Raw genomic sequence first — 12,245 nt, forward strand, 5'->3', positions numbered from 1 at the left:
TTTAGGCTTTTTGGAAAATAGAGCTCAGTGATAGCACGTTCTTAATTCGACCAAGCACTTCGTTTTGCTCTTCTTCTGTACGGAATTCACCTTTGGTGTTACCCCAAATTGGTCCCGGCCATGCCACATCGTCTTTGAAGCGAGCAATATGGTGAATGTGCAGTTGTGGCACCATGTTGCCTAGTGCGCCAAGGTTTAGCTTGTCAGGGCGAAATGTAGCCTCTAACGCTTGACTTACCGCTTGAGACTCTAGCAAAAACTGTTGCTGCTCTTGCATTGGTAAGTGGTGCAGTTCTTTTAGGTTTGCACGTTTAGGTACCAAGATAATCCATGGCACCGCATTGTCTTTATGCAGAAGCGCAACACATAGTGGGAAATGACCGATAACGATGGTGTCTTTTGCCAGTTGAGGGTGCAGTTCAAAACTCATGATGGTATTCCAATTAACTTTTGTTTTATCTGGCGTCAGTATACGTCAGATAAAACAAAAGGTTGACGCTTTCACGCCAACCTTTTTAATTATCTCAATTATTGATTCGCTTACATGCGCTCTAGAGTATCGATACCTAGTAGAGACAGACCCTGCTTGATGGTCTTCGCTGTTAGCGCTGCTAGCTTCAGACGGCTTTGTTTCACCGCTTCGTCTTCAGCCACTAGGATAGGGCACGCTTCGTAGAAGCTAGAGAACTGACCTGCTAGTTCGAATAGGTAGCTACACATGATGTGTGGTTGACCTTCACGAGCAACAGATTGAACCGCTTCTTCGAACTGCATCAGTTTTGCGATAAGCGCTTTCTCTTTCTCATCAGTGATCTTGATTTCACCTTGTAGTTCATCCATAGACACGCCAGCTTTAGCGAATATAGATGCTACACGAGTGTAAGCGTATTGCATGTACGGTGCCGTGTTGCCTTCGAACGCGAGCATGTTGTCCCAATCGAACACGTAGTCCGTGGTACGGTGCTTAGAAAGGTCTGCGTATTTAACCGCTGCCATTGCAACCGTGTTAGCGATCGCTTTCTTCTCGTCTTCTGCTAGTTCTGGGTTCTTAGATTCGATCAGCTGTGCTGCACGAACCTCTGCTTCATCCAGAAGATCAGCAAGACGAACCGTACCACCTGCACGAGTCTTGAATGGACGACCATCTTTACCTAGCATCATACCGAATGCGTGGTGCTCAAGAGAGACAGACTCAGGCACGTAACCCGCTTTGCGAACGATAGTCCAAGCTTGCATTAGATGTTGGTGCTGACGAGAGTCGATGAAGTAAAGTACACGGTCTGCGCCTAGTTCTTCGTAACGGTATTTCGCACAGGCAATGTCCGTGGTGGTGTACAGGAAGCCGCCGTCGCGTTTTTGAACGATAACGCCCATTGCTTCGCCGTCTTTGTTCTTGAATTCTTCTAGGAATACAACTTGTGCGCCGTCATCTTCAACAGCAAGACCTTGCGCTTTAAGGTCTGCTACGATCTTAGGCAGCATGTCGTTGTACATGCTCTCGCCCATTACGTCATCACGAGTAAGAGATACATTTAGACGATCGTAGTTGCGTTGGTTTTGGATCATGGTTACGTCAACCAGCTTCTTCCACATTTCTGCGCAGAACTCGTCACCGCTTTGCAGTTTAACAACGTAGCCGCGAGCTTTTACGGCAAATTCTTCGTCTTCATCGTATAGTTTTTTAGATTCACGGTAGAAGCCTTCAAGGTCAGCCAGTTCCATAGATACTTCGCCAGACTCTTGCTGTACGCGCTCAAGGTTTGCGATAAGCATACCGAACTGAGTACCCCAGTCACCGATGTGGTTCGCACGGATCACTTTGTGACCTAGGAACTCAAGCGTACGTACTACGGCATCACCGATGATGGTTGAACGTAGGTGACCAACGTGCATTTCTTTTGCAACGTTTGGCGCAGAGTAGTCAGCAACGATAGTTTGTGCTGCTTCTGCCGCTACGCCTAGACGTGAATCGGCTAAAGCGGCGTCAGCTTGTTTCGCAAGGAACTCTTCGCTTAGGAAAATGTTGATGAAACCAGGGCCTGCGATTTCTGTTTTACTCGCAATGCCGTCTAGCTCTAGAACATCCAGTACTTTCTGTGCAAATTCTCGTGGGTTAGTACCCAGTTTTTTAGCAACGCCCATTACGCCGTTTGCTTGGTAGTCACCAAATTGTGGCTTTGCTGATTGACGAACAGCTGCAGGACTGCCTGCAGGTGCGCCAGCGGCTTCTAGAGCCTGAGATACTTTGTCATTAATAAGTGCTTGGATATTCACACGCGTTTCCTTCAATTCAAGGACGAAGAACTCGGCAAGACAGGGGCCGAGTACTGTTGGAGTTCACAAAAATAGGATTAATGATAACAACTTTATTGCTTTTCATACAGAGAGGATTGGGGGAAATTTTTACTTTTTCGATTGAATGGAAATATGCGGCGGATAGGGTTTACTATTGCGCCCAGAGTAAAGAGATAAATGGCCCCAAAAGAGAGCAATAATGAGCACACCATTAGTAGAAAAGCGCTTAACACCTGAGCTGATGATCCAAGATTTGGACGCCTTTATGGCAAAGATTGAAGCGTTCGCTTTGATGCTTAAATTAGACCTGAGCTTTGCCCAAGCGGATCATATTGCACTGCGAATCAATGATTGCGATACAGCCAAAGCCGCGCATGAAGCTTGGAATCAATACGGCAAGGTGATCTCACAAGCGAAAATCAATGGGCGCCCAATCATCGTGATTGAATTCGACAAAGCGCTGGAAAGCCGTGGCTGGAAGATTGAGTGTCTGGAATTGCCATACCCAGCGGAAGGCAAAATTTACCCAACTGAAAGCTGGGAGCACGTGGAGTTTGTCATTCCATCTCATGCAGAAACGGCAGATGAGTTTTTCGCTGATCTGAAATATACTTACCCTGCATTTGGTGAGCACTTTGAACAGCTAGAAGAGATGGGCGTGAAGATCAAACTGTCTAGCCCGAAGGGCGAAGGCGAGCGCTTAAACAACCCGACGGTGGCATTTAAGTATCAAGGTATTTGTATCAAACTGCACCCACATTCACTCAAGCGCATTGTGGAGTCTGAACAGGCGTAATTAAACGTTTTTTAACGGCTTGTAGAAAAAGAAGGGTTGCTCAATGAGCAACCCTTTTTGTATTCAAATGTGAGGCCTTTAAAGAATAACCGTCTTATTCCCGTAAACAAAAACGTGGTCATTGAGCACTTTATTTAGCGCTTTGCTCAAAACGTTCTTCTCTACATCGCGGCCTGCTTGAGCCATATCTTGTGCGCTGAACGTGTGATCGACTGGAATCACGTCCTGCTTGATGATTGGGCCTTCATCTAAGTCATTCGTGACGAAGTGCGCGGTTGCGCCAATGATCTTCACGCCGCGATCATACGCTTGCTGATACGGTTTCGCACCAATGAATGCGGGCAAAAAGCTGTGGTGAATGTTGATGATCTTATGACGGTATTTCTCTACGAAGGTAGGCGTTAGTACGCGCATGTACTTAGCGAGCACCAAGTAATCGGCATCGTATTGGTGAATCACTTCATGCATGTTTTGCTCGTGTTCTTCACGGCTGAGATCTTCATGGGTCACATGGTGATAAGGAATATCAAAGCGCTCAGTGAGGTTTTGCAGTTTATCGTAGTTACCCACCACAGCTGCGATTTCGACATCTAAACTGCCATCGTAGGTCTTCATTAGAATGTCACCCAAACAATGGGCTTCTTTGGTCACTAAGATAATGATGCGTTTACGACGAGAGCTGACAAGAGTGCGTTTCGCACCTTGCGGCAGTGCTTGGTCTAAATCGGCAAGGAACGTTTGGTCATTGAAGTATCCTTCTAACTCCGTTCGCATGAAGAAGTGCCCACTGGTGTTATCAACAAATTCGTTATTGTGAACGATATTCAGTTGATGCTTATAACAGATATTCGTGATTTTTGAGATCAAACCCGGAGCGTCGCTGCAATGGGTCAACAGTGTTTTCTTTTCCATAAATCAGATACTTCCATACATTATTTTTCTAGCGCACGAGTAAAGTACTCACTTTAGAAGCGTGAATCGTACGGCAATCTGACTTCATAAATAATCTATTCTCGACATGGTTTCAACCAATTATCACTATTGAGCCGTAAGCTGACCGTATTGTGGGCTGATGTCACACTCTATCCTCTGGTATACTCACACCAATTTTACTAACCAGATATCAGGCATGATTGCAAAAACATTTTCCTCTGATGGTGCTTTGGGTAAAGCGATTCCGGGCTTTCAGGCTCGTCAGCCACAAATAGACATGGCAGAAGCCGTCAGTAGTGCGATCAAGCAACAAAGCCAGTTAGTGGTAGAGGCGGGGACGGGGACAGGTAAAACCTTTGCCTACCTAGTACCAGCGTTGTTAAGTGGCAAAAAAGTCATCATCAGTACCGGTTCCAAAAACCTACAGGAGCAGTTGTACCATCGTGATTTGCCTTTAATGGTCAATGCATTAGGCTTTTATGGTCAGGTCGCGTTACTTAAAGGACGGTCTAATTACCTTTGTTTAGACCGTCTAAGTCGACAGATGGTCGAAAGTCATTCCACCGAGTCCGATCCCACTTTGTTAACGCAGCTAGTCAAGGTACGAGCTTGGTCATCAGAGACCAAAACCGGCGACTTGGGGGATTGTGACGATCTGCCGGAAGACAGCATGATCATCCCGACCATCACCTCGACCAATGATAACTGTTTGGGTAAAGATTGCCCGAGTTACACCGATTGTTTTGTTCTGAAAGCACGTAAACGCGCAATGGACTCCGACGTTGTGGTGGTCAATCATCACTTGTTCCTAGCCGACCTTGCAATTAAAGAAACGGGCTTTGGTGAACTGATCCCTGAAGCTGATGTGTTTATCTTCGACGAAGCTCACCAGCTGCCAGATATTGCGAGTGAATACTTTGGTCAGACAGTGTCGAGTCGTCAAATTCATGAACTGGCCAAAGACATTGAAATTGCCTATCGCACAGAAGCAAAAGACATGCGCCAACTGCAAAAAGTGGGCGATAAGCTGATGCAAAGTGCAATGGACATGCGCATCGTACTTGGCGAACCAGGTTTTCGAGGTAACTGGCGTGAGGCAATGCAATCGGAATCGATTAAGCGTGAGTTAATCCGCCTGATCGATAGTCTTGAGCTTGCCATCGATGTACTGAAACTTGCCTTGGGAAGAAGTCAGCTGTTGGATACTGCATTTGAACGTGCGAATTTGATCAAAGGCCGAATCGATCGGGTCTGTGATGTCGACATCACGGGGTATTCGTATTGGTATGACACGTCGCCACGTCATTTTGCTTTGCACATAACGCCTCTTTCAGTGGCGGATAAATTTCATGAGCAGATAGAAATTAAACAAGGTGCGTGGATCTTCACTTCGGCAACCTTAGCAGTATCGGGGGATTTTAAACACTTTACCGATCGTCTGGGGTTGAAACCCAAGCAGGCGTTTTCTTTACCCTCTCCTTTTGATTATGAGGAGCAGGCACGTCTATGTGTGCCTCGCTATTTACCAGAGCCCAATAGCCCTGGCTTGTCTGATAAACTGGTGCACATGCTTGCTCCCGTGATTGAAGAAAACCAGGGGCGTTGCTTCTTTCTTTGTACTTCGCACAGCATGATGCGTGAGCTTGGTGAGCGCTTCCGTGAAGTACTGGATCTGCCTGTACTGATGCAAGGTGAGATGAGTAAACAAAAGACCCTTGCCGAGTTTATGGCGCTAGGTAATGCACTGCTGGTGGCGACTGGTGCATTTTGGGAAGGGATCGATGTTAGAGGTGATGCGTTGAGCTGTGTTATCATCGACAAATTACCGTTTACCGCCCCGGATGACCCGCTACTGAAAGCCCGGATCGAAGATTGTCGATTACGTGGCGGTGAGCCATTTGCAGAAGTGCAAATCCCTGATGCGGTGATCACCTTAAAACAGGGGGTAGGGCGTTTGATTCGAGACAGAAAAGACCGTGGTGCGTTGATCATTTGTGATAATCGTTTGGTGACACGTGATTACGGTGGCGTCTTCCTCGGAAGTTTACCGCCCATCCCAAGAACGCGTGATTTAGACCGAATCAAAGCATTCTTAAAAACAGAATAATGGGCCATAGACGAGAGCTGTGGCATAACCAAATCAAAGAAGAGTTGTAGAGAATTACATGAGCGCAAAAATTCTTGCTATCGATACCGCAACTGAAAACTGTTCAGTTGCTCTACTGGTTAATGACCAAGTGATTTCACGCAGTGAAGTTGCACCTCGTGACCATACGAAAAAAGTGTTACCTATGGTTGACGAAGTACTGAAAGAAGCCGGTCTAACTCTACAAGATCTGGACGCATTGGCATTTGGCCGTGGCCCGGGCAGTTTTACTGGCGTGCGTATCGGTATTGGTATTGCACAAGGTTTGGCATTTGGTGCCGACCTACCAATGATTGGCGTTTCTACGCTGGCCGCGATGGCACAAGCAAGTTATCGCCTACAAGGTGCCACTGACGTCGCGGTTGCCATTGATGCGCGTATGAGCGAAGTCTACTGGGCACGTTACACTCGCCAAGAAAACGGTGAATGGGCGGGCGTGGATGCAGAATGCGTGATTCCGCCAGGACGCCTAACAGAAGAAGTACAAGCAGACGATAAAACATGGACCACTGCAGGTACGGGTTGGGAGGCGTATCAAGCTGAACTTGCTGGCCTGCCATTTAGCGTCACGGGCAGTGAAGTCCTTTACCCAGATTCACAAGACATTGTGATTCTCGCACAACAAGAGCTGGCGAAAGGTAATACCGTGCCAGTAGAAGAATCGAGCCCGGTTTATCTACGTGATAATGTGACGTGGAAGAAGCTTCCGGGGCGCGAGTAATTAGCATGACAAAAGGCAGGGCGTTTACCCTGCCTTTTTATGGAGCGTTATGGCATCGATTAATGGTTTACCTTCCGCGCTAATACCAGGTGCCAACCGCACCAATAAAGTCGCTAAAAATGGCAAGGTAAAGAAAGCCAAAAACAACCAGCCCGTAGGCCATCCATCCAAGGTAGCAAACGCGGTAGCGCATTCCATAAAGCAAGTGGATGAGTCTCAAATTCATCGAGCTCAAGTCCAATACGACCTCCCAGAAGGACGTGGGCGTAAGGCAATGGAAGAGTATATGGATATCATGAATCGAGCGAAAAAAGAGGAACTCGATCAATTGTTTGGTGTCGATATCTATGTCTGACAAACAAATTAATAGTGGTGGTTTATGAAATTTTCTGGACGCATTTTTCCGGTTATCGTTGCAGCATTTTGGCTTTCTGCCTGTAGCTCGCTTCCTGAAGAGCTGAGCGCAAGCACTGAGCAGGTTTTGACCGATTACAAAACCTTTGCCCAGGATCAAGGGCAAGCAGCAAATGATGTTCGCCTTGGTGGTGTTATTGCAAAAGTCGATAACCTGAAAAATCAAACTCGTCTCGAAATCGTTAACCTTCCTATCAGCAAATCCGGTAAGCCCGATCTCAACAAAGAGCCACTAGGTCGTTTCGCGGTTTATTTTGATGGTTATCTTGAGCCCGTCGCTTTTAGCAAAGGTCGCCTAATTACCGTTGTTGGTAAAGGTGAGGGAGAAGAGAAAGGCAAGATAGGTGAACACGATTATATTTTCCCAGTGATGCACGGAGATGGCTATCGTTTGTGGAAGATTGAAGAGCGAGTGCGCACTTACGATACGCCAACGTATTTTTACCCATGTTATTCCATCAACTGTCGCATGATGCGTGCAGATTTTCCTCAAGACGGAAAAATCATCAAGCAGGTGAAATAGTCAGTGATCAACGAGCGTCGATTTGAGCTCCCAGCGGGAACGATGGCCGCCCTTGAAGTTGGAAGTGTTGAACGAACTGAACTGTCAGTTGTTTTTCTTCATGGGTGGATGGATAACGCAGGTAGCTTTAAAGTGTTGATGGAAAGGCTACATCAGCTCAACCCTAATATTCATTTGTTAGCGATTGACCTGTTTGGTCATGGTTTATCCAGCCATAAATCTTACGACAATTATTATCCTTTTCATGACTATATTGACGACTTGCACCAGTTGTTGGACAAATTATCATCAAACAGACTGATGTTAGTAGGGCATTCGCTTGGTGCTTTGATTGCAAGTTGTTATAGTGCAGCGTTTCCTGAGCGGGTTGAAGCGCTGGTGCAAATTGAAGGGGCGGGTCCGCTATCAGAACCCCCCGACAATAGCCTGCAGCGTTTGCGGGATGGTGTACTGAGTCGGCATCGACAACAGAGTAAGTCGAACAGGGCCATCGCTTCTTTCGACCTGGCGTTAAAGCTGCGAATGCAAACGAATCATTTAACGGCAGACCAATTAATGCCAATTGTTGAGCGCGGAACAGAATGTCGAGAAGACAAATGGTTCTGGCGGCATGACGCTAAGCTGAAATGTGCGTCGCTTTATCGTATGGCGCAAGAGCACGCAAACGCAATAACCAGTCAGATACGTTGCCCTCATCTGATCATACTGGGTGATAAAGGATTCCAACATTTACAGTCTAACCAAGTTGATTGGGGCGAGAACCTGCCAAAAGTAGTCTCTGTCGTCGGTGGACATCACTGTCACTTAGAGCAAGCACTCGAGGTCGCAGAGCGGATTCTTGGTGTAGTTAACAAAATCTAAACAAGTGTTTGAGAGTTACGTGCTCAAGCACGTTTGCTGTGCTGTAATAGTGTTCAAAATTAAAAAGACGCTATTTTTAGCCAGTTATAAACGAGGAGTAACATCGTGGATAAACCATGGCTTTCACGTTATCCAAGTGACGTACCTGAAACCATCAATCCAGAGCAATATGAGTCTTTGGTAGAAATGTTCGAGCAGTCTGTACAAAAATACGCAGACCAACCAGCATTCATGAATATGGGCTCGGTGATGACCTTCCGCAAGCTGGAAGAGCGTAGCCGCGCATTTGCTGCATACCTGCAAAACGAACTTAAGCTGAAAAAAGGCGACCGAGTTGCGTTAATGATGCCTAACTTGCTGCAATACCCAGTTGCGCTGTTTGGTATTTTGCGTGCAGGTTGTATCGCAGTGAATGTGAACCCACTTTACACTCCTCGAGAGCTAGAGCATCAGCTAAATGACTCAGGTGCAACGGCGATCGTTATCGTTTCTAACTTCGCGAACACACTCGAGCAAATCGTTGAAAACACATCAGTGAAGCATGTGGTTTTAACCAGTCTTGGTCAAATGCTGCCACGTGCTAAAGGCACACTGGTTGACTTCGTCGTCAAGTACGTGAAGGGCATGGTGCCTAAGTACGATCTGCCGGGTGCAATCTCAATGCGTAAAGCGTTGCACAAAGGTCGTCGTCTTCAGTACGTGAAACCCTTTATGTCAGGCGATGATATTGCATTTCTGCAATATACCGGTGGTACAACAGGCGTAGCAAAAGGCGCGATCCTGACACACCGCAACATGATCGCAAACGTGATGCAGGCGAAAGGCGCATACGGCCCAGTCTTGTCTCCTGGTCGTGAGTTAGTGGTTACTGCACTGCCGCTATATCATGTATTTGCGCTGACAGTGAATTGTTTATTATTTGTAGAGATGGGTGGGAATAACCTGCTGATCACTAACCCGCGTGATATTCCTGGCTTTGTTAAAGAGCTACAGAAATACCCATTCACGGCGATTACCGGTGTAAACACTCTGTTTAACGCACTGGTGAATAATGAAGATTTCCATGAGTTGGATTTCAGCAATCTTCGTCTCGCTGTAGGTGGTGGTATGGCGGTGCAACGCGCGGTTGCTGAAAGATGGCAAAAGACAACAGGTTGTTATCTGCTAGAAGGCTACGGCCTAACGGAATGTTCGCCATTGGTCGCGGCATACCCGCATGATTTAGTGGAGTACAACGGTTCTATCGGTTTGCCGGTGCCATCAACAGAAGTACGTATCGTTGATGAAGAAGGTAACCCATTAGCAAACACCGAGACGGGAGAACTTCAAGTTCGTGGCCCACAGGTTATGCAAGGTTACTGGCAGCGTCCTGAAGCCACTAAAGAAGTGATCAATGAAGATGGTTGGCTATCGACGGGTGATATCGTTAAGTTTGATGACGAAGGCTTCCTACACATTGTTGACCGTAAGAAAGACATGATTCTTGTGTCTGGCTTTAACGTGTACCCGAACGAAATCGAAGATGTGGTTGCGCTGCACGGTAAAGTATTGGAAGTTGCGGCGATTGGTCATCCACACGAAGTGTCTGGTGAATTGGTTAAGATCTACGTTGTCAAACGTGACCCTAGCCTAACCAAAGACGAGTTGATCACGCACTGTCGCCAACACCTAACGGGCTACAAGATCCCTAAATTGGTGGAATTCCGTGATGATTTGCCAAAGACCAACGTAGGTAAAATCCTTCGCCGAGTACTACGTGAAGAGAACGATGCAGAGCTAGCGAAGAAGAGCGCGTAAGTCGAATTCTTTGTGCAGCAATCATTTATTGCCAAATAGTGTTAGAATGCCAGCGTTTTGCTGGCATTTTTTATAGCGAGAAGTATGTGAATTATCAGATCATCACTAAAAACAAAGACCTAGAAGAAGTTTGTGCTCAAGCCAGAGAAGCAGACGTTGTTATGTTGGATACCGAATTTGTTCGAGTAAGGACGTACTATCCACAGCTAGGTTTGATCCAGCTTTTCGACGGCAAACAACTTTCTTTAATCGACCCAACTGAATTGACGGATATGACGTCATTCACCGAGTTATTGAAAGATACCTCTGTGTTGAAAGTGCTGCATGCTTGTGGTGAAGATTTAGAAGTATTCCAAAATGCGTTTGGCTGTACACCATTTCCCATGGTTGATACTCAGCTTATGGCGGCATTTCTTGGTCACGGCTTATCGACGGGCTTTGCCACGTTGGTGAACGAATACTTAGGCATCGAGCTCGATAAAAGTGAATCACGAACCGATTGGATGGCACGTCCACTGACTCAAAAGCAGCTAGATTATGCGGCGGCAGACGTTCATTATCTCTTACCACTTTATGAAAAGCTCTTTGATCGTGTAACAGAAGCGGGCTGGTGGGAAGCGGTACAACAAGAAAGTGACTCGCTGGTCTCTAAGCGCATTCGTGAAGTCAACGAAGAAAACGCCTACCTCGATATTAAAGGTGCATGGCAGCTAAAACCATCAGAGCTTGCAGTGTTAAAACCTTTAGCGACATGGCGTTACCGTGAAGCACTTAAACGCGACTTGGCGTTGAACTTCATCTTCAAAGAAGGAGACTTGCTAACGGTAGCTCGTCTTGGGTTAACCAGCTTCAAGAAAATGGAAGCGGAGGATATTGACCCACGCGCAGTGAATCGTCATGGCGCAAGAATTGCCGCGATGGTGAAGAAGGCTAAGCAAACCCCGGCGGAAGACTACCCAGCGTCAATTGAGCGTTTGATGGATTACCCAGGTTACAAACAAATCTTCAAGAACCTGAAAGATGTGGTGAAGGTGGCTTCACAAAAATCGGGCCTGGCGACGGAATTTTTGGCCTCGAAGAAGCAAATCAATCAGATCATCAGCTGGGTATGGAAGAAAGACCGCGATCCAGCGAGACTGCCAGATGTGATGCAAGGTTGGCGCCTTGAACTTCTCGGCGAGAAGATGAACAAGGTGCTGAAGTAAGTACAAATTAAAAAGGTTGGCAATGTTGCCAACCTTTTTTGTAACACGCATTTGTATTTTGCTTGAGGTACTCATTTTGTAAGGCTAAGCCGCCGAGTCATTCTAGCTGAAACGCAAGTACCTGGGTGAGAATAGGAATCTACTCACCGCCCGCTTTGAAGCCAAAATCCTATCTCACCAATTCGAGCACTCTGGTAATAGATTCTGAATCACGCTCGTTCCTCGCTGTCCAGAATGACGGGGAGATAGTGGGTCATTCCAGCGAACCTAAGTGAGACTAGGAATCTACTCACCGCCCGCTTTGAAGCCAAAATCCTATCTCACCAATCCGAGCACTCTGGTAATAGATTCTGAATCACGCTCGCTCCTCGCTGTCCAGAATGACGGGGAGATAGTGGGTCATTCCAGCGAACCTAAGTGAGACTAGGAATCTACGCACCGCCCGCTTTGAAGCCAAAATCCTATCTCACCAATCCGAGCACTCTGGTAATAGATTCTGAATCACGCTCGTTCCTCGCTGTCCAGAATGACGGGGAGATAGTGGGTCATTCCAG

At 46.7% G+C, this 12,245-nt stretch carries 11 protein-coding genes; 8 read left to right on the forward strand and 3 right to left on the reverse strand.

Translation table 11 applies throughout. From position 1 onward, the window contains the following. Position 1: 1 nt before the first annotated feature. Entirely contained in the window at positions 2-430 is a 429-nt protein-coding gene (locus tag AK965_RS09380) for an HIT domain-containing protein (RefSeq protein WP_099079346.1), read from the reverse strand. Between the two features lie 110 nt (positions 431-540). Beyond that, a complete protein-coding gene (gene argS / locus AK965_RS09385) occupies positions 541-2,274 on the reverse strand; it encodes an arginine--tRNA ligase (protein ID WP_099079347.1) in 1,734 nt (577 codons plus the stop codon). A 220-nt stretch (positions 2,275-2,494) separates the two neighbouring features. On the opposite strand from argS, the gene AK965_RS09390 reads away from it, so the two are divergent. Beyond that, positions 2,495-3,091, forward strand: a complete 597-nt coding sequence (locus AK965_RS09390; RefSeq protein ID WP_099079348.1) for a VOC family protein — start codon at positions 2,495-2,497, stop codon at positions 3,089-3,091. Between the two features lie 78 nt (positions 3,092-3,169). Here the strand turns inward: AK965_RS09390 and purU are convergent, their stop codons facing one another. Beyond that, the gene (gene purU, locus AK965_RS09395; protein ID WP_099079349.1) at positions 3,170-4,003 is read right to left on the reverse strand and encodes a formyltetrahydrofolate deformylase; all 834 of its coding nucleotides are present in this window, start codon (positions 4,001-4,003) and stop codon (positions 3,170-3,172) included. Between the two features lie 217 nt (positions 4,004-4,220). Between purU and AK965_RS09400 the strand changes: the two genes are divergently transcribed. The 7 genes from AK965_RS09400 (at position 4,221) to rnd (ending at position 11,691) form a co-directional block, all read left to right on the forward strand. Continuing rightward, complete coding sequence (locus AK965_RS09400; RefSeq protein WP_099079350.1) at positions 4,221-6,131, forward strand: ATP-dependent DNA helicase; 1,911 nt, start codon at positions 4,221-4,223, stop codon at positions 6,129-6,131. Between the two features lie 58 nt (positions 6,132-6,189). After that, on the forward strand, positions 6,190-6,891 hold the full coding sequence (tsaB, locus tag AK965_RS09405; protein ID WP_099079351.1) for a tRNA (adenosine(37)-N6)-threonylcarbamoyltransferase complex dimerization subunit type 1 TsaB: 702 nt from the start codon (positions 6,190-6,192) through the stop codon (positions 6,889-6,891). A 49-nt stretch (positions 6,892-6,940) separates the two neighbouring features. After that, positions 6,941-7,246, forward strand: a complete 306-nt coding sequence (locus tag AK965_RS09410) for a chromosome partitioning protein ParA (RefSeq protein WP_099079352.1) — start codon at positions 6,941-6,943, stop codon at positions 7,244-7,246. Positions 7,247-7,270: 24 nt separating this feature from the next. After that, entirely contained in the window at positions 7,271-7,828 is a 558-nt protein-coding gene (locus AK965_RS09415) for a Slp family lipoprotein (protein WP_099079353.1), read from the forward strand. 6 nt (positions 7,829-7,834) lie between these two features. Then, positions 7,835-8,689, forward strand: a complete 855-nt coding sequence (locus AK965_RS09420) for an alpha/beta fold hydrolase (RefSeq protein WP_099079359.1) — start codon at positions 7,835-7,837, stop codon at positions 8,687-8,689. Between the two features lie 105 nt (positions 8,690-8,794). Continuing rightward, positions 8,795-10,486, forward strand: a complete 1,692-nt coding sequence (gene fadD, locus AK965_RS09425; protein WP_099079354.1) for a long-chain-fatty-acid--CoA ligase FadD — start codon at positions 8,795-8,797, stop codon at positions 10,484-10,486. An 86-nt stretch (positions 10,487-10,572) separates the two neighbouring features. Further along, entirely contained in the window at positions 10,573-11,691 is a 1,119-nt protein-coding gene (gene rnd, locus AK965_RS09430) for a ribonuclease D (RefSeq protein WP_143699935.1), read from the forward strand. The last annotated feature ends 554 nt before the right edge of the window (positions 11,692-12,245 follow it).

Source organism: Vibrio sp. PID17_43, from assembly GCF_002608565.1.
Lineage (GTDB): Bacteria > Pseudomonadota > Gammaproteobacteria > Enterobacterales > Vibrionaceae > Vibrio.